General features: G+C 69.8%; 18 protein-coding genes. 8 read left to right on the top strand and 10 right to left on the bottom strand.

Annotated features, from left to right (window positions below):
• Positions 1–101: 101 nt before the first annotated feature.
• Positions 102–1,274 carry an epoxide hydrolase family protein gene (locus tag ACIREE_RS26570; protein WP_404157041.1) on the top strand — a complete coding sequence of 391 codons (1,173 nt, stop codon included), beginning with the start codon at positions 102–104 and terminating at the stop codon, positions 1,272–1,274.
• Between the two features lie 65 nt (positions 1,275–1,339).
• On the opposite strand, the gene ACIREE_RS26565 is transcribed toward ACIREE_RS26570, so the two are convergent.
• Complete coding sequence (locus ACIREE_RS26565) at positions 1,340–1,591, bottom strand: hypothetical protein (RefSeq protein WP_404157038.1); 252 nt, start codon at positions 1,589–1,591, stop codon at positions 1,340–1,342.
• A gap of 299 nt (positions 1,592–1,890) precedes the next feature.
• On the opposite strand from ACIREE_RS26565, the gene ACIREE_RS26560 reads away from it, so the two are divergent.
• On the top strand, positions 1,891–2,772 hold the full coding sequence (locus ACIREE_RS26560; RefSeq protein ID WP_404157036.1) for a LysR family transcriptional regulator: 882 nt from the start codon (positions 1,891–1,893) through the stop codon (positions 2,770–2,772).
• Between the two features lie 25 nt (positions 2,773–2,797).
• Here the strand turns inward: ACIREE_RS26560 and ACIREE_RS26555 are convergent, their stop codons facing one another.
• From ACIREE_RS26555 to ACIREE_RS26530, 6 genes are all read right to left on the bottom strand, one after another.
• Entirely contained in the window at positions 2,798–4,198 is a 1,401-nt protein-coding gene (locus ACIREE_RS26555; protein ID WP_404157033.1) for an MFS transporter, read from the bottom strand.
• Entirely contained in the window at positions 4,195–4,653 is a 459-nt protein-coding gene (locus tag ACIREE_RS26550) for a nuclear transport factor 2 family protein (protein WP_404157030.1), read from the bottom strand. The genes ACIREE_RS26555 and ACIREE_RS26550 overlap by 4 nt, the downstream gene beginning before the upstream one ends.
• Before the next feature lie 28 nt (positions 4,654–4,681).
• A complete protein-coding gene (locus ACIREE_RS26545) occupies positions 4,682–5,581 on the bottom strand; it encodes an alpha/beta hydrolase (RefSeq protein WP_404157027.1) in 900 nt (299 codons plus the stop codon).
• Between the two features lie 349 nt (positions 5,582–5,930).
• Positions 5,931–6,137 carry a hypothetical protein gene (locus ACIREE_RS26540; RefSeq protein WP_404157024.1) on the bottom strand — a complete coding sequence of 69 codons (207 nt, stop codon included), beginning with the start codon at positions 6,135–6,137 and terminating at the stop codon, positions 5,931–5,933.
• A 218-nt stretch (positions 6,138–6,355) separates the two neighbouring features.
• Positions 6,356–8,002: an alpha/beta hydrolase gene (locus tag ACIREE_RS26535; RefSeq protein ID WP_404157022.1), complete on the bottom strand. Its 1,647-nt coding sequence runs from the start codon at positions 8,000–8,002 to the stop codon at positions 6,356–6,358.
• A gap of 89 nt (positions 8,003–8,091) precedes the next feature.
• Positions 8,092–9,210: a protein kinase family protein gene (locus ACIREE_RS26530; RefSeq protein ID WP_404157019.1), complete on the bottom strand. Its 1,119-nt coding sequence runs from the start codon at positions 9,208–9,210 to the stop codon at positions 8,092–8,094.
• A 213-nt stretch (positions 9,211–9,423) separates the two neighbouring features.
• On the opposite strand from ACIREE_RS26530, the gene ACIREE_RS26525 reads away from it, so the two are divergent.
• The 3 genes from ACIREE_RS26525 (at position 9,424) to ACIREE_RS26515 (ending at position 10,534) form a co-directional block, all read left to right on the top strand.
• Complete coding sequence (locus ACIREE_RS26525; RefSeq protein ID WP_404157016.1) at positions 9,424–9,594, top strand: hypothetical protein; 171 nt, start codon at positions 9,424–9,426, stop codon at positions 9,592–9,594.
• 209 nt (positions 9,595–9,803) lie between these two features.
• On the top strand, positions 9,804–10,052 hold the full coding sequence (locus tag ACIREE_RS26520; RefSeq protein ID WP_404157014.1) for a hypothetical protein: 249 nt from the start codon (positions 9,804–9,806) through the stop codon (positions 10,050–10,052).
• A 125-nt stretch (positions 10,053–10,177) separates the two neighbouring features.
• Positions 10,178–10,534 (top strand): hypothetical protein, encoded by a 357-nt coding sequence (locus tag ACIREE_RS26515; protein ID WP_404157011.1) that lies wholly within the window; start codon positions 10,178–10,180, stop codon positions 10,532–10,534.
• A gap of 6 nt (positions 10,535–10,540) precedes the next feature.
• On the opposite strand, the gene ACIREE_RS26510 is transcribed toward ACIREE_RS26515, so the two are convergent.
• Together ACIREE_RS26510 and ACIREE_RS26505 are read right to left on the bottom strand one after the other, a co-directional pair.
• Positions 10,541–11,734, bottom strand: a complete 1,194-nt coding sequence (locus tag ACIREE_RS26510) for an exo-alpha-sialidase (protein ID WP_404157008.1) — start codon at positions 11,732–11,734, stop codon at positions 10,541–10,543.
• Between the two features lie 341 nt (positions 11,735–12,075).
• Complete coding sequence (locus ACIREE_RS26505) at positions 12,076–12,852, bottom strand: SDR family oxidoreductase (RefSeq protein WP_404157005.1); 777 nt, start codon at positions 12,850–12,852, stop codon at positions 12,076–12,078.
• An 83-nt stretch (positions 12,853–12,935) separates the two neighbouring features.
• Here ACIREE_RS26505 and ACIREE_RS26500 point away from each other — a divergent pair, with 83 nt between their 5' ends.
• On the top strand, positions 12,936–13,823 hold the full coding sequence (locus ACIREE_RS26500; protein WP_404157001.1) for a sigma-70 family RNA polymerase sigma factor: 888 nt from the start codon (positions 12,936–12,938) through the stop codon (positions 13,821–13,823).
• Between the two features lie 29 nt (positions 13,824–13,852).
• Here the strand turns inward: ACIREE_RS26500 and ACIREE_RS26495 are convergent, their stop codons facing one another.
• Positions 13,853–14,872 (bottom strand): DUF998 domain-containing protein, encoded by a 1,020-nt coding sequence (locus ACIREE_RS26495; protein WP_404156999.1) that lies wholly within the window; start codon positions 14,870–14,872, stop codon positions 13,853–13,855.
• Between the two features lie 279 nt (positions 14,873–15,151).
• Here ACIREE_RS26495 and ACIREE_RS26490 point away from each other — a divergent pair, with 279 nt between their 5' ends.
• Both ACIREE_RS26490 and ACIREE_RS26485 read left to right on the top strand, forming a co-directional pair.
• Positions 15,152–16,420 (top strand): PAS domain-containing protein, encoded by a 1,269-nt coding sequence (locus ACIREE_RS26490; protein ID WP_404156996.1) that lies wholly within the window; start codon positions 15,152–15,154, stop codon positions 16,418–16,420.
• A gap of 297 nt (positions 16,421–16,717) precedes the next feature.
• Positions 16,718–17,950: a cytochrome P450 gene (locus ACIREE_RS26485; protein WP_404156993.1), complete on the top strand. Its 1,233-nt coding sequence runs from the start codon at positions 16,718–16,720 to the stop codon at positions 17,948–17,950.
• The last annotated feature ends 12 nt before the right edge of the window (positions 17,951–17,962 follow it).

Below are 17,962 nucleotides of genomic sequence, written 5' to 3'. Positions count from 1 at the left end.
AACCACCTTAGCGGGTTGCGGCGTGGCTCGGAGAACTGCTAGAACCGCCTTAGCCGGTTCACGGTAGGTCGTGACCGGTTCCACGCCGGCCAGGAGGTCCGATGCCCCGTCCCACCAGCGACGTACAAGCATTTGAAGCCCACGCAACTGACGCCGACCTCGACGATCTGCGCGCGCGACTGGCCGCGGCGCGGCTGCCGGAGGCCGAGACGGTGTACCGCGCCGCGCCCGACCCTCGCCGGTGGGCGCAGGGCGTTCCTCTCGCCGACCTGGTCGATGTCGTGAACTACTGGCGCACCGGGTACAACTGGCGGTCGTTCGAAGAGCGCCTCAACCGGATCGGTCAGTTCCGTACGACCATCGATGATCTGGGAATCCACTTCCTGCACCGCCGATCCGCGCGCGCGGACGCCACTCCCCTGCTGTTGACGCACGGCTGGCCGGACAGCGTTGCTCGGTTCATCGACGTAGTGGACGAGCTGGCAGATCCGAAGGATGCGGACGCGCCGGCGTTCCACGTCGTGGTGCCGTCGCTCCCCGGCTTCGGTTACAGCGACAAGCCGGCCACCACCGGGTGGGGAACCGAGAAGATCGCGGCCGCCTGGGTGGAACTGATGGGACGGCTCGGCTACGGCAAGTTCGTGGCCCACGGCGGCGACTGGGGAGGCAATATCACCACGGTCCTCGGCGGCAGGTTCCCGGCACACGTTCTCGGCATCCACACGACGTTCGCGGAGGGGCCGCCCGGGCTGACGACGGACGGGCTGACGGCGGTCGAGCGCAAGTGGACCGAGGAGACCCGCGATTTCTGGCGCCACCGCGCGGCGTACGCGAAGCAGCAGGCGACTCGACCGCAGACCATCGGCTACTCGCTCGTCGACTCACCCATCGGGCTTCTGGCCTGGGTCCTCGACAAGTTCGCCGAGTGGTCGGACACCGAGGACAGTCCGTTCGAGACGATTTCCAGGGACCGCATTCTCGACGACGTCACCCTGTACTGGCTGACGCGGACCGGCGCATCGGCGGCCCGCATCTACTACGAAAGCCACAACTCGCTCGATCCTGAACTCCGGGTCGACGTCCCGTCAGCACTCACCATGTATCCCCGCGACGTCGAGAAGTGTCCGCGCCCGTGGGCTCAGGAACGGTACCGGCAGATCGTTCGATGGAGGGAGCCCGAGATCGGGGGACATTTCCCGTCGCTGGAGGTTCCCGAGTACTTCGTCAAAGATCTGCAAGAGGGCCTCGCGGCAGTACTGGCCGCTCGTCGGTGAACGTGGCCGGAGAGGGCGCGGCGCCTACCGAGGACGAACCGCGACGCAGCATGTAGGACACCGTCTCAGTCGCGCTCACGGCGCCGGGCCAGGAGTGTCGCTCCGGCAATGACGCATCCGATGGCCAGGACCTTGGCGGCCCCGTAGTACTGGGACCAGGCGTCGGCGGCGTCGCTCCCGCCCCATACCAGCCACAGCAGCAGCCCCGCCCCGATCGCGACAAGGGCCACTGCGCCCACCAGGCCGAGCCCGCCCCACCAGGGATCGTCTGCGGCCGGTGGAGTCTCGGGATCCCGACCCCGTTCGGCGTCGCTCACGTTATTTCCTCTCCCGCGATCATGATCTTCTACGGAGAGACGCAACCCGCCGAGGAGGGGTTCCAGAGTTTCTCGGCCACACCGGCCGGAGTTCATCCGGAGCCGCACCTGATGCGGCAGCCCTCAGCAGCGCGGCCCTCAACAGCACGGCTCCTCAGAGCAGTTGGGCGTGGGTGCGTCCGCGAGCGTAGCTGGACCGGACCTGCCGCTGCGGCCTAATGTTCAAGGGGCCACGGCCTGGGACAGCTGACGGGGAGGCTGCGGCGCGTGCGTCGTGGCGCTGGTTCGGTGGGGGCCTGGTGGAGCGGTATGAGATCGAGACGTTTCTGGCGTTGGCCGAGGAGTTGCACTTCGCCCGGACCGCGGAGCGTCTGCACGTCTCGCCCGGCCGGGTCAGCCAGACGATCAAGGCGCTGGAGCGTCGTATCGGCGGCACACTCTTCGAACGCAGCAGTCGCCGCGTGGACCTCACCCCGGTCGGTCGGCAGCTCCGCGACGACCTGCTCCCCGCGTACGAGCAGATCCAGCGCGCCGTCGCCGACGCGACGGCAGCCTGCACGGACATCCATGGTGTGCTGCGGGTCGGCTTCACCGCCCCGTGGTCGGGCAAGCTCCTCGCGCAAGCCGCAGAGGCCTTCTCCACACGTCACCCCCGCTGCTCGGTCGAGCTCCAAGGGGCGACGTACAACCTCGTGATCACGGCGCTGCGCCAGAAGGACGTCGACCTGGTGATCGCCGAGCCACCCGTCGAAGAGCCCGACGTCATCGTGGGCCCCGTGTTGTTCTCCGAGCGTCGTGCCCTCGTGGTGCCCGCCGACCATCCCCTGGCGGCACGGGAATCGGTGTCGCTGGAGGATTTCGCCGTGCTGCCGCTGATCGCGGCAGTCGGCGTGTCCCGAGCGTGGCGCGAGGCATTCTTCCCGCGCCGTACACCCCGGGGAGCGCGTATCGAGCACGGCCCGACCGCATTCAACTGGGAGGGGGTGCTGTCCCTGGTCGGTGCGGGTGAAGGGGCCACGGTGGCCACCGTCAGGGCGGCGCAGTACCACGGCCGACCCGACGTCGCCTACGTCCCGTTCGCCGACGCGGCGCCGGTCGAATACGCGCTGATGTGGCGGAACGAGAGCCGAGCCGCCGGCCCTCGAGCGTTCATCCGAACTGTCCTCGACCTCGCCCCGTAGCAGAGCAGCCACTCTTTACAGGCTCTTATGCAGCCGCGACCCGGTGCCTTGCCCGTGGCAGCGTCAGCGTCGCGCCGGCTGTGAGTGCGAGCCCGGCCGCCGCGAGCAGCACGCTCCATCGCATCCCGGCCAGGAACGTGTCCGCCCCTGTCAGCAGCGCACCGTAGACCGCCACCGCGATGGCCCCGCCGACCTGGCGGGCGGTGTTGAGCACCGCGCCCGCGGTGCCCGCCCGGTCCGCGGGCACAACGTCGAGCAGCATCGCGGTCAGCGCGGGCACCGCCAGCGCGCCGCCGAGTCCGACGGGCACCATCAACAGCGCCACCGCCCACACGTCGGTGTGCACGCCGACCGAGGTCAGCGCCAGCAGTCCGGCCGTCCCGACCAGTTGCCCCGCCACCATCGGCACCCGCGGGCCGAACCGGGCGGCCAGCTTCGCCGAGGCCAGGTTCACCACCGCGACAAGGGCCGTCATCGGGATGAACATCAGGCCCGCCCGCAGAGCCGACTGCCCGCGCTCCTGCTGCAGATAGAGGCTGAAGACGAACACCCCGCCGTAGTAAGCGGCGTTGAGCATGAACCCCATCAGCAAGGACACCGCCACCACCCGGGACCGGAACAGCGGCAGTGGCAGCATGGGGTGGGCGCCCCTGGTCTGCGCGGCGAGGAAGCCGGCCGCGCAGACCGCGGCCACCAGCAGCGACGCCACCGCGGCCGGCCGGCCGAAGCCCTCGGCGCCGCCCTCGATGACGCCGTACGTCAGTCCGCCCATCGCCGACACCGCCGTCACCTGCCCGACGATGTCCAGACGCGCGGGCAGCCGCGGGGAAGCCGGCACGCGGGTGAGCAGGACGAGAGCCAGCAGACCGGCCGGCAGGTTGACGAAGAAGATCCACCGCCAGCCGACGGTTGCGGTGAGCGCTCCGCCGAGCACGGGACCGGCCGCCACCGCGACCGCGCCGCCCACCGTCCAGATCGCGATGGCCCGCGCCCGCTTGGCCTGATCGGGGAAATTCTGCCGAACCAGGGCGAGGGACGCGGGCATCATCACGGCCGCCGCGGCGCCCTGCACCATCCGCGCGGCGACCAGCACGCCCAGCCCCGGCGCGAGGCCGCACGCCGCCGAGGCCAGCGCGAACAGCACGAGCCCGCCGCCGAACGCCTGCCGCGCCCCGATGCGGTCTGACAGCGCGCCGGCGGAGAGCATCAAGGCGGCGAACAGCAGCGTGTATCCATCCACCACCCATTGCAGGCCGGACATGCCGCCGCCGAGGTCGCGTCCGATGTCGGGCAGCGCGACGGTGACGATCAACGCGTCCAGCGAGATGAGGAAGAAGCCCAGCAGGGCCGCGCCGAGCACCACCGGAGATCCGCCCCGGGCGGCGGGCGGCGGCACGGCAAGGGGCGTAGGAGTGGCGGCAGTCATCGTCGGCCGGCTGCCCGCGCGGGAAGGTCCTTGTTGCCGTCGCCCCAGGTCGCGGTCATCAGCACGGTGTCGATGAGCCAGCGTTCGCCGGTCCGGGTCAGCTCCCACCGGTATGCGCCGCCGAGCGTCCACAGCGGCGCCCCGTGGGCGGTGGCCAGGCGGTGGGTGGCCTGGAAGGAGGCCGTGCAGACGGCGTGGTCCCCGTCGATCTCGACGAGTTGGTTTGCGATCAGGTGCTGGGTGGCGTCGAAGCCGCCGAGCGTCGCCGCCCAGGCGTCGACGATTTCCTGCGGGGTGAGCTGGACCGGCTCGCCGCCATTCAGGCTGGTGTAGTCGAGCAGCACCTTGTCGGCGAACAGGTCACGCAGTTGCTTCCATTCGCGGCGATCAACGTGCACCGCCATGCGGGTGCAGGTCTCGGCGACCGCGTACTTGGACTCGACGGACTCGGACACGGCGGGGGTCTCCTATCGGCAGCGGGGTTCACAGAGTGCGGGCGAAGTGCTCGGCCACCGCGTCCGCGGCGAGGCCGACCTGCGGCGCCTGGTCGTAGAAGTCGAACTGGACGCCGTCGGTCCACAAGAACGTCCGCTCCCCCATGAGGCCGTCGTAGAAGCGGCGGGCACCGTCCGGGATGGCGGCATCCTCGCTGTGCACGAGCAACGCGGGGGTGGTCACCTTCGCGGCGAGCGCGACGGCGTCGAAGTCCAACCACTCGGACCAGGCCATGACGGCGTAGCGGTTGGGCCACTGCGGGATGCCGCCGCGCTCCGGGTTGAGGTAGAAGTCGATGTCGAAGGGCATGGCCGCGTCCGGATCGCTGCCACTGACCACCGGCACATAAGCGACCTCCCCGCTCGCTTCGTACCGCCGTCGAGCCGCGGCGGCCGCCGCCTTCTTCGCGGCAATCCCCTCGGTTCCGCCGTAGTTCTCCTCGCAGATACGGCGATCGTGCAGCCACGGCGCCACCAGCGCCAATGACCCCACCCGTGCGTCTTCGGCGGCCAAGGCGCTCGCGTACATCGACCCGGCGCACACACCCAGTGCGCCCAGTTGCCCGTCGCCCACCGCCGGATGGCCGGTCAGGAAGTCCGCGGCGGCGTGGAGATCACGGACCTTGAGTTCCGGCGACTCGTAGTCGCGTGGCGCGCCTTCGGACTCGCCGTATCCGGTGAAGTCGAACGCCAGCGCGGCATAGCCGCGCCGGGCCAGCTCCTCGGCGTACCGGTCGGCCATCTGCTCCTTGACGCTGGTCCATGTCCCGGCGAGCAGCACACCCTGCGCCGGAGTGGCTTCGACGGGGCTCGCGGCACCGGGCAGAAAGAGGTGGCCGGCGAGCTTGGCCGTACCGCTGACGAAACTCACGTGTTCGCGCAGGGGCATAGCAGGGCTCCTTGGAAGCGGATGTACGGCATGTCGGCATCGACCGCCGGAAGAGAGCCGGTGGGCGAGTTCGCGACGCCCGGCGTGGATCACCGACCAGCGCCTACACGCTGACATCCGGCGTCCCTTCGAACAACGCCCGATGTGTAAGGCCAGGTTGAGCAGGGCTAAACCAACCCGCCGATCAGGTCCCGCACGTCGATCCGCGGTGAAACCACTCCGGCCCTCTCGACACATATCGTCGAGAGGGCCGGAAGTATGTCCGCCGGCGGTTGAGCTCCGCGAGCAGGAACACAGTGGCTTTCAAGGGCCGATGCCTCAGCGATCGACCAGTAGCACGCGTCAGTGCCTAGGCGGCACGACCGTGGGTGCGCCGGGCCCCGCGGGTACGGAGCGGGGTCGAGGGGGCCTGGTCCTCGGCCCATTCCTGCTCGTCTTCTTCGGCGAAGCCCTCAGGGTAGGCGGGCGCGACGAACAGGTTCTGCCATTGCGGCTGCGGCAGGCGCGCCTGCCCGGCAGCGGTGTCGTCACGACGACTGAGCTGAGACGTGGTCACTTGTCCTTCAATCACTCGAAAAATCCGCCGCCACCGAATGCACGCGCGGGACGCGCTCAGAATGCCTCTCGGGCACAGCGTTAATCAAGTGACCTCGGCGAGAGCCGGGGCCGCAGTATGCAAGTCGGCCAAACCCTCATGCGTTTCTCGGCCATGACACCGGGAGTGGGCACATCCCGTCCCCGATGGATCATGCGGCGACGGTCGGGCGACCGGCGTCAGAAACGGTCCGGGGCGCGCTCCGGGAGGGCAGAGCCGGGGAGCTCGTCCCGCTTCTTGTTCTTCCGCGTCTCCGCGTTCGAGGCGGCCTTCGTCTCGCAGGTCACGTCCTTCGCCGGGAGCTTGCCGGTGAGCAGGTAGTCATTGACCGTGCCGTCCGTGCACGCGTTGCCGTTCGGGTAGACGCCGTGGCCCTCGCCGCCCAGGACGGTGATCATTTTCGATCGCTTCAGGTCGGCGTGGAGCGCCTGGCCGCTGGGCAGCGGGGTCTGCGGGTCCCACTCGTTCTGGACGATCAGGGAGCCGACCTTGTTGTTCACCCGGGTCGCCGGTTCGACGGACTTGTCCCAGAAGGCACAGGGCTTGATGCTGGACACGAAGTCACCGTAGAGCGGGTATCGGCTCTTGTCCTTGATCGCGTCCTGCCGGTAGCTCTCGGGATCGCGGGACCACGCGGCCGAGTTGTCGCCGCACACCACCGCGAAGAGGCTCGCCATCGCGTTGTCGGCCGGCACCTCGGCGGCGTCAGCGGCGGTGCCTTGCGACCCGGCCCCCTCGGATCCGGGGAAGGCCGTGAGTTTCTTCGCGGAAGTGGGCTTGCCTGCCGCGGCCTTCCTCAGCTCCACGACCGCCTCGGTGGCGTCCTTGGGGATGTGGACCGCCCCGCGCATACCGTTGCGGATGTCATCACCGGTGTTCGGCCGGCCCTCTACCTCGATGGGCTTCTCGTCGGCCTGCGCGACCAGACCCCAGAACGTCCGGGCGACCTCCTTCGGTGTGTCACCGAGGTCGTACTTCTCCGAACGCTCGGCGGCCCACGCGGTCCACCGGTCGAACGCGGGCTCGGCGCCCGCCGCCCACCACTGGATCATCCCGCGCCAGGCGCGCGCCGGATCGACCGCGCTGTCCAGGACGAACCGGTCGGCCCGGCCCGGGAAGAGCTGCGTGTACACCGCTCCCAGGTAGGTGCCGTACGAGGTACCCACGTACGAGATCTTCTTCTCACCGAGGATCGCCCGGAGCAGGTCCATGTCGCGCGCGGTGTTGCGTGTGGTGAGGTACGGGAGCGTGTCGCCCGCTTTCTCCTTGCACTTGTTCGCAACCTCGCGAGCCCAGGCGACGTCCTTGTCGAACGTCCCCTCCTTGTACGGCCGCAGCCAATTCTCGTCCTCGGTCCCCAGACCGCAGGAGACCGGGCTGCTCTGCCCCACACCGCGCGGATCGAAGCCGATGAGGTCGTACTTCTGCCGCGCGGATTCGGGGAGCCTGTCCTGCATGCTCATCGGCATGTAGCGCCCCTCCATCCCCGGACCGCCGGGGTTGGAGAGCAGGACACCGTGCCGCTTGCCGGGCGCAGTGCTCTTGATGCGGGATATGGCCAGGTCGATCCGCTTGCCCCCGGGAACCCGGTAGTCCAACGGCACTTCGATCGTGGCGCACTCGAACTCCGCCGGTGAGTCGGCCGCACACCGCTTCCACCGCGGCTTCTGCTGCACGTAACGGTCCAGGGTGCCGCCGGCGGCGGACGAGGAAGCAGTCGGCCGGGTGGTGTTCGGAGTGGCGGTGGCTGTCGAGGTGGCGAGTGCGGGGGCCAGCGTGGCCGTCACACTGACGGCCAACAGGGGCCCGAGACATCGTCTACGCACGTAATCGTTCCTTCCGGTCACTGTTCGGACAGGAACGATCATTCAGGCGGCGTCGCCCGGGAACATCAGCCGAGCGGCCTCAACTCCCCTCAGACTTGGGGGTGACATGACGGCCGTACATGATCCCCAGGTCGTAGGGGACGGGTGCTCCGCTGTGCGATCCGGAGAATTGACTGCAGCGGGTAGGGGGTTGTCCGACTCTCCTCCTGGAATCGGCGAGAGAAGTCCCCCATCACTGCGGCGACCGGCGCGTGACGGGCGATGACCGCAGCGGCCGCCGCTGGAATGCTCTCCGGGGTCTCCGACTGGGCGCCGTCGGCGCAGGCGCGCACGAAGGCCCGGCGTTCTTCCGGTCCGTACCCGTACAGAGCGACGGCCAGCCAGTTCACCAGGTGCGTGGCGGCGTAGGACCGGTCGTAGGTGCGGTGCGCGTCGAAGAAGGCGGTCTCAGTCTCCGAAAGCTCGAATCGCGAAGAGACCGCGAGGCCGTAGTCGGCGAAGAAGAGCCGCTGTCCGTCGGTCAGGATGTTCTCGAAGTGGGCGTCGAAGTGCAGCAGCCCGCGCGCGTTCATGAACGAGATGCCGTCGTCCAGCTCGCGCTCCACCATGGCGCAGGCCCGCTCGGCTGTCTCGTCGCCGGCCCTGATCCGGGCGCCCAGCCAGTCGTGCAGGGTCTGCGGTATGTACTCCAGAAACAGCGTGAGGGCGGCCGTGGACTGCTGGAGCGCCTCGATCCGGCGGTGTACCTGCGGTCGGCCTCCCCAGTAGTCAACTGCCCTTTCCACATCGGCCAGTTCGTCAGGAAGCGGCTGACCGGAATCCGGCAGCGCCCGCCAGTGGTACATCAGGGGGAAACCCTCGTGGGCTCCAGCGATCACCCAGTTCGTCGTCATGGCGTGTACGGCCAGCTCTCGCCAGGCTCCGAACCCCGGGGTGCCGGGACGGCCGATGCCGAAGTGGCAGAAGGTCGGAAGTTCGAACAGGTTCGCGGTGGAGTGCGCGTTCTCCGGCCGCCGCTCCGGATCTGTCAGGCGTACTTGCTTGACGAAGACCGGGGTGCCGTCGATCTCCAGCAACATTGTCCTCCCGCCGATTCCGGAACCGACCGGTACAGCGGCATCGATGAGTTCACGCAGCCTGCGATCACTGCACAGCGCCAGCGCTGTAGAAGCGGCACCGTGGGCGGCCAGACGGGCTCCGCGGGACATGTCAGGGCTCTGCACCTACGCCTCCAGCCGGGCACCCGCCTCGCGTGCACACATGCGCACACGGGCGGGGCGGCGTCACCCTCTCATGCGAGGGCGGAGACTGCTTCTGCGTGGTGACCGTCGACGTTCGCGCCGGGCCCCTTCCCGCTCGTGCCTCAACTCCCCTACGATCAGCCTCGATCACTGGGGAGTGATCCGTACTGGGGGGTACAGATGGGCTACCTGATCGGCATTCTGTTGATCGTCTTCGGCGCTCCGCTCGTCGGGCTCGTCGGCCACTGGACAGAGGACTCCGGCAACGAAACGGTGGGAAAGACGATCTCGATCGGCGGGTACTTGCTGGTGCTGGGTGCGGCGGCCTGGTTGATCATCAGCAGTTTCTGACGTCCGCACCGCTCTCCAGGTCCGACCTCGGCCGGCCTCGGGCGGGCCGCCGGAAAACGGCCGGAGTCACCCGCAGGAGCCACTGAGCATGCGGTGGGCGCGGCCCGGGCGCAGGCTCGTTGCGTGTGGAGTGCTGGCCGCCTCCGCCGGTCCTCGGTGTGTTCCGTGAGGTCCGCCCCGGCCGCTGAATCCTGAAAGGACCGCATCAGATGCGCAGCATTGCCCAGTTCGTGGCTGTCGGAGCTCTTGTCACGCCTCTCGTCATCGGCAGCGCCGGGTTCGCGTCGGCCGACGACGGCCCGGCCTACGAGAACGTGCGGACCTCCGCGAACGCCAGTGGCGGCACGACGTCGCGCACGGTCAGCGGCTTCACTCCGGACGGCAAGGCCTACTTCATGACCACGACGAGGCGGCACCCCGTCAGCACCTCCGGGAATGCCACGGGCTCGCACTCCTGACGCGGTCCCGGATGCCGCCCGGCTCCTGAGCCGGGTCACCCGTGCCCCGAGGCCCGCGCGCTTCGGGGCACGCGGCCGCAAAGCCCCTCCCGCTGCACTTTCCTGCTGAAAAGGTGTGCTCCTTGATGCTCCGCGCCCCCCTTACCGCCGTGTCACTCGCTCTGCTCGCCTCCCTCGGCGCCACCAACACCGCCCTGGCCGCCGCGCCCGCCGGCCCGGAGTACTGCCGGGTCGTTTCCACCAGCGGCCTCGGGGCCTCCGTGGAGATCTCCTCCATCCCGCTGCCCATGACCAAACGGTCCTGCCTCGCGAAGGGCGGAACCGTCACCACCACCGCTCCCGACATCGGCATGGCCGTCCCGGGTGAAATCGTTTCACCTCCCGACCTCTCCGTTTTGAGCACGTTCCACGCCGGTCCTACGGCTCTCACCGGATTCACTGCTTCTCTGGGCAGGACGGCCAAGGCTCTCTTCGCGATGTGAGCGGGGTCATGGGGAGGGAACCGCGCCGGTGGCGTAGTAGGGCTTGCAGACCGTCCCGTCGTAGTCCGTGGCGATCTCCAGCAGGCTCTGGCCGTTCGTCGAAGGCAGCAGCGCCGAGCTGTAGTTGGGGCAGTAGTCGACGGTCGTCGAGGACACCGCGACGGGCGCGGGGATCTCCCGCCAGACGCCCGCTCCGCCGGTGTCGTTGACCCATACCGTGCGACCGCTGCCCGCCGCGACGGAGTCGTCCGCGTTGTGCATGACTTGGCCCACCAGGTAGAGACGGCCCGTGGCGGAGCCGCTCAGGGGCGCCCAGGCCACCGTAGGGGCGTGTTTGAAGTATTTGCCGTCAGCGGTCTCGGGGCGGAACCCCAGATGGGCGGGGTCGCCCCAGTTCCAGCCGTCGGACGAGGTGCGATAGTGCACGACGCACACGTACTGGCCGGCCGCGGCGCAGATCTCGTACGTCATGAAGTACGTGCCGTTGGCCAGGCGCCGCACGACGGCCATGCCCGGCCGGTCCGACGCCAGATTGCTGGCGATGGTGGCGTGGTGGCCGGACCAGCCGACGCCGTCCGTGGTCCGGGCGGCCATGAGCTTCTGGCTGTGCGCGGGGTCGGTCTCGTCGGAGTAGTGGGCGACCAGCTCACCTGCGGAGTCGACGGAGAACTCCGGCTCCCACAGCCCTTTTTCGTTGTTCGCGGTCGCCACGGTGGAGAGGTAGCTCCACGTCCGGCCGATGTCCGTGCTCTTGAAGACGCGCAGAGCCATGCGCCGTCCCGCCTCGTCCTGGCCGACCGAGGCCGCCCACAGCAGGGTGCCCGTCGGCAGGGCACCGATCTGGCGCGGGAGTTCGAAGAGAGTGGAGCAGCACAGCCCTTGGCCCGCCGCCGCCTCCGGGTCGGTGACCGTGCCGACCTGACGGAAGGTGCCGCCGCCGTCCGTGCTCTCGTGGATCGCGCCCAGGCCGTTGTTCCCGGAGAAGGAGACGACCGAGGCCAGGACACGTCCGTTGGCCGTCCCGTTGTGTTCGAGGCGTATGACACGTGGATACAGGCCGGTGTCGTTGCGCAGCGGAGTACCGCTCGCCGCGTGTGCGGTGCCGGACTGCACGCCGCCCAGCAGGGAGACGAGCAGCCCGAGGACCACCACGGTGAACAGGGCTGCTCTGCGCAGGGGAACCGGTCGTATGTGGTGCATGAGGCCTCCTCAGGAACCGACGCGGCCACCTGAGGGCGCCGTCCCGGGCGCAGGCGATGAGGTTCGAGCGAGGGAGCGGTGGGGGGACGGCTGCCATCGGTGGGTGGGGACGTGCGGGGTCAGTGGTATGGATGGGGCGCGACGTACAGCGATTTACATCGTTGTACTCAAGGGGTGAGGGGGCGTCAAGAGTGCGCGCGCGTTCCGGGGACGCGGGAGGCGGTGCCGGTGGCCGACGGCTTCGCCGCCCGGCCTTGCCGACCACCGCGACCCGCGATCCACGTCGAGTTCGCCGGCTGTGCGGGAACTTTCCCCGCGCGCCGGCCGGCGCGGACGGGTCGTCAGGCGACGGCCCGCTCGGCGAGGAACGCCTCCCATGTCCGGTCGCCGTGCACCGCGTGCGCCGACGGAGCCAGGTTCACGCCCTCGCGATACGCGCGCCCCGCCTTGCCGGGCATCCGCATCCCCAGCACCGGCCGACGGCGCCCGGTGGCGCCCAGGTAGGAACGGACCACGTCGTCCATCGTGTACACCTTCGGTCCTGCCAACTCCGCGACCAGGCCGGCCGGTTCACCCAGCGCCAGCTCGACCAAGCGCTGCGCGACATCGCGGACGTCGACCGGCTCCAGGCGCATCCCGGGCGCCGGAACCAGGGGCAGCTTCGCCATTTTGGCGACCATCTCGTGCACCAGGTCGTGGAACTGGGCGGCCCGCAGCATCGTCCACGCGATACCCGAGCCGGTGATCGCTTCCTCCGCCGCGCGCTGCGTCGCGAACCATGCCATCGGCATCCGGTCCGCACCGATCACCGAGATGTGCACGATGTGCCGCACGCCGGCCTCCCGGGCCGCCGCGGCCAGGTGGGCCGCCACCACATCGTCGCCCTTGGCGCCACCGGCCAGGTGCAGCACCGTGTCCACCCCGGACAGCGCCGCCGCCACGCCCTCACCGTTCATGAGGTCGCCGGTGACATGGGTGACCCCGTCGGTGTCCGGCCGTACGCTGCGGCTGAGCACGCGCACCGCAGCGCCCGGCGCCGCCTGCCGCAGCAGCGGCACCACCTGCCGGCCGAGCGTTCCGGTACCACCGGTGACCAGGATCGTGGTGTCAACCGCCATGATGTACCCCTCAGTTGATTGTTTCGTGGTGTGCGAGCTTCGGTTCTGCTGCTCTGACACGCCGCCGCGGGGGGATGTGACGGATGAACGAAAAGAATCTCGAAAAGAGTCTTCGGGCCGAGGATTTCGAAGCCCACCGCCCGCACCTGCGCGCGGTCGCCCACCGCATGCTCGGTTCGCTGGCGGAGGCCGATGACGCGGTGCAGGAGACCTGGCTACGGGCCTCCGCCGCCGACACGAGCGAGATCGTGAACACCGGCGGTTGGCTCACCACCATCGCCACCCGGACCTGTCTCAACGCCCTGCGCTCCCGCGCCACGCGCCGCGAAGAAGAGCTGGAGACCGCCTACGGCAGCGACCGCCCGGACGGCCGGCCCAGCCCCGAACAGGAGGTGGAGGCCGCCGACGCGGTGGGCATCGCCCTCCTCGTCGTGCTCGACACCCTCACTCCCGACGAACGCCTCGCCTTCGTCCTGCACGACCTCTTCGCCCTCCCCTTCGACGAGATCGCCGCGATCCTGGAACGCAGTCCCGCCTCCGCCCGCCAACTCGCCAGCCGCGCCCGGCGCCGGGTCAAAGGAACTGCCCCGGCCGCACCCGACTCCACCCGTCAGCGACAGGCCGTGGACGCGTTCCTCGCGGCGTCCCGCGCCGGCGACTTCGAGGCCCTGGTCACCCTGCTCCACCCGGACGTCGTCCTCACCGCGGACCCGGCCGTGATCCCGACTCCGGAGCCGGTCGTCGTCCTCGGCGCACACACCGTCGCCAAGGGCGCCATGGCAGCCACCGGACGCGCCCAGTTCACCGGCCTCGCCCTCCTGGACGGTTTCCCCGGCCTGGTCATGGCCCCGCAAGGCCAGCTCCGCCTGGTCCTCGCCTTCACCATCGAGCCCGAGACCGGGCTGATCACCGCCGTCGACGTGATCGCCGAACCGCGGCGCCTCGCCGCGCTCGATCTGGCAGTCGCCTGACGCCCATGGGCGCCGGTCCCACGTCGCCGCTACGAAGCGTCCTGGCCCTCGAAAGGAACGTCGAAAGGAACGTCGATCCGAGACCGGCCGCCGGCCCGGCTTCGACCGTACGCGCGCACCCGGCGCCCTGCGACGTACAGCAGGGCGACGGCGGCGACCGCGAGGACGACGTGGCCGATCAGGTTGGTGGTGCCGTCGGAGCCGGCGTCGGGGGTCTGTCCGAAGCCGGTCCAGACATACGTCAGCGTGGCACCTGCGGCGAGCGCGAACTCCTGCGGCAATCCCCAACCCGGCCTCCGCGACCAGGAGATCCCGAGGGCCAGAGCCGCGGCCGCGACGGCGAGAGCCGCCGCCACACCCCACCAATTCGCCTGAAGCACCATCATGAAAGCGCTGGTCAGCAGGAACGCCGCCGCAGCCACGAGCAGGGGGCGGGGTACGCTGCGGCCGGACCGGCCGGGGACCGGCTGCCGGATCCGGAACGCGGCGACCGCCAGCAGGACCACTACCGCCGCCGTGCCTGCCAGGCGCGGCCAGGGGGCCATGAAGTGACTCTCGTCGTAGCTGCCCCAGCCGGTGATCACGACGCCGAGGGCGAAGAGCACTGCGGTGACGGACAGACCGGTGCCGCCCAGCCACGGCTGCCGCGACCGGTCCGGGACCAGCGACTCCATGAGCGCGATCGGCACGGTCACGCTCCACACGGCGTGCACGGCCAGCACCGAGAGCAGTCCGTACCCGCCGATGCCCAGGAACGGCACGTGCGTCACCGAGACCATGTCGTAGTTGCCGGAGTAGTCGGCATTGAACAGCATCTGGTCCAGGAGCCCCTCCTCCACCAGTGCGTACGCCGCGCCCAGCAGCAGGATCGAACACCATCCCCGTCCGGCGCGCCGGACGACCTCGCGGATCAGCAGGCACCCGCCGCCGTAGAGCAGCGCCTGCACCGGCAACAACCAGAGCATGTCGATGGAGGTCGCACCGAGCAGCAGCTCCCCGACGATCGGCGACAGGAAGAACAGCCCTACGGCGGGCATCGCGTGTTTCATGCCATCGACGCTACGGACGGCGTGGCCTGCGACGCGTCTGCCGACCGGCCAGAAGCGGTCCGCCGAAAGGCTGGAGCGGGGTGACGAAAGTTCGGGCCGGGGCGGGGAGGGCGCGGGCACCGCGCATCCGCCGGTCGTCGTCGGTGCGGCGGAGTCGGCCGAACAGCCGGCGCCACTGGATGAGCGAGAGCCTGCTGCGGTCACTGACGAGCCCGCGGTCAGGACGATATTCTGCGGGTGGAGCTACCGTGGGATCCGGGCCGGGGAGGTGCGTGACCGGTGCATGAAGTACTGCGGGCAACCTCTGGCAGCCAGCTGTTCGAGGTGACCGCCGCTCCGTACGTGGTGCTCGACACGAGCTTCCGCATCCAGGGGGTGAACGCTGCCTACCTGTCCGCCACGGGGCGGACGCGTGGCGAACTGCTCGGCGCGCTCGTGTTCGACGCGTTCCCTGACGACCCCCGTGACGCCACCGCCACAGGTGTACGCAACCTCACCGCCTCCCTGGAACGGGTACTGCGGTCCCAGGCAGCCCACGACATGGGTATCCAGCGCCATGACATCCCCGACTCCAGAGCCCCCGGGGGCTTTCGCCGCAAAGCGTGGAGTCCGGTCAACTCCCCGCTGGCCGATGCGGACGGCCGCGTCGTCGGCGCCCTGCACCACGTCGAGGACGTGACCGCGGTACACGCGATCCTGGGCGAGGCCCATCGTGGCGGTGCCACGGACACGGCGCCGCCGGCCACGCTGGTCCACCAGGTGATGCTGGCCCTCACCCGCTACGAACACGCCACCAGAACGGCGGCCACCGGGCAGACTGCCCCCGTAGATCCGGCGCGGGCAGGCTCTCGGCCCAGTCCGGCGAGCACCCGGCGCGATGCGATGTGGCACGCGATCGTCCACGCCGCCCGCCGGGCCCGCGCCGACGACTGCGCCGCAGCGGTGTGCGTTGCCGCGGTGCAGAACCTCCCCTCGGTCGACGCCGCCGTGATCACCCTGCACGGCGGCGCTCTGTGGCCTGTCCAACTGGCCGTCAGTTCCCCGTGGGGAGGGCGTGTCGAGGAAGTGCACTTCGTGACCGGCGAGGGCCCGTCGCTGGCGGCGTTCCGCACCGGAACGGCCGTTCTCGTCCCTGACCTGAGCCAATCCGGCTCGGCGGGCGCACAGTGGCCGCTGTTCGCCGAGGCCGCGGGCGGCCTCGGCGTCGGCGCCGCCTTCGCCTACCCCTTGCGCGCCGCCACCGCCGCGCTCGGCACCCTCACCCTGTACCGCAAACACCGCGGCACCACCCCCACCGGGCCGCCCGCGGACGCGCAGGCGTTCGCGGACATCACGGCACACGTGCTCCTCGCCGACCTGGACAACGAGATCATCGAACAGATCAGAGCCACCGCCGGCCAGGACGACCTCAACCTCGCCGCCGGCATCGTCGCCGCGACCCGAGGCACCAGCATCAGTGACGCACTCGGCTACCTGCACACCGTGGCCAGGGCACGGCGCATCCCCGTCACCGACCTCGCCCGCTCTCTCCTCGCGCACCATCCGTAGGACCCACCGACGCCTCGGTGCTCCCGCAGGGGCCGGTTCGGCTTTACCTCTCTTGAAGCACAACTCTGCGTGACGCGAGGACAGTTGGTGGGCGGCCCGTCAGGGCGGCCGGTTGCATGATCACGCAGACAGCCGACGCAACTCCTCGACATACTGCTCTAGTTGGAGCCGACCGGCCCGACCGCCGCCGACTTTCGGGGGGCCACCAGGCTCGGCGCCTGCTACCGCGCTCTGGTTCTCCGCCCGCCGCCCACGACCACACCGCTCCGCAGATTCGCTTCCCCAAGGAGTTCTCGCATGCACCAACCCCAGATCCTTGCCCTGGACGCCGCTGGGAGCGACCGGCACGCCGAGGATGCCGAGCTGCGCTCGCGCGGTCCCGCTGCCCGCGTCGACGTCCTCGGCATCGAGGCGTGGGCGGTGACCGACCCGGCTCTGCTCAAGCAACTCCTCACCGACCCGCGGGTCTCCAAAGATCCCCGGCAGCACTGGCCGATATTCCCCGAGAAGATCGTCGGCACCTGGCCACTCGCGCTCTGGGTGGCTGTCGACAACATGTTCACCGCTTTCGGCGGCGACCACCGGCGGCTACGGCGTCTGGTCAGCCCGGCTTTCACCTCGCGCCGCATCGCCGCCCTGCGGCCACGCATCGAGGCGATAACCCACACGTTGCTCGATGAGCTCGCCGACATTCCCGCCGGAGACTCCACCGACCTGCGCGATCGGTTCGCCTATCCGCTCCCGATCCGGGTCATCAGCGAACTCATGGGCCTTCCCGACCATTCCCAGCCGGGCTTTCGCCGGACCGTCGACGGCGTCTTCGACACCACGCTCAGCCCCGACCAGGCCGCCGCGAACGCCCAGGAGGTCTACGCGATCCTGGCCGACCTGGTCGCGGCCAAGCGCGCCGAGCCCGGCGAGGACATGACCTCCGTACTCATCGCCGCCCGGGACGACGACGGTTCCGCGCTGAGCGAGCAGGAACTCCTCGACACGCTCCTCCTCGTGATCAGCGCGGGGTACGAGACCACCGTCAATCTGCTGGACCAGGCCATCGCCGCGCTGCTCACCCATCCGCAGCAACTCGCCCTGGTCCGCGAGGGAAAGAGTGCGTGGACGGATGTCGTCGAAGAGACGCTGCGCTTTGAAGCACCTGTCGCGAACCTGCCGATGCGGTACGCGGTCGAGGACATCGAGCTGGCGCGGGGGCTCGTGATCCGTCAGGGCGAGGCGATCCTTGCCTCGTACGCGGCAGCCGGCCGTCACCCCGACCTCCACGGCCCGAGCGCCGGCTCCTTCGACGTGACCAGGGCCGGCAAGAACCATCTCGCCTTCGGCCACGGCGTCCACGTCTGCCTCGGCGCGGCCCTGGCGCGGATGGAGGCCGAGACGGCACTTCAGGCGCTGTTCAGCCGCTTCCCTGACCTCACCCTTGCCGTGCCCGCATCCACCCTGCGCCCCACGGAGTCATTCATCTCCAACGGACACCGGGAACTGCCGGTCATCCTCCGTCCGGCCACCGAGAACTGACGCGCCCTCTCG

This window comes from Streptomyces sp. NPDC102467, assembly GCF_044765445.1.
Classification (GTDB): domain Bacteria; phylum Actinomycetota; class Actinomycetes; order Streptomycetales; family Streptomycetaceae; genus Streptomyces.
This window is presented reverse-complemented; position numbering and strand designations above follow the sequence as displayed.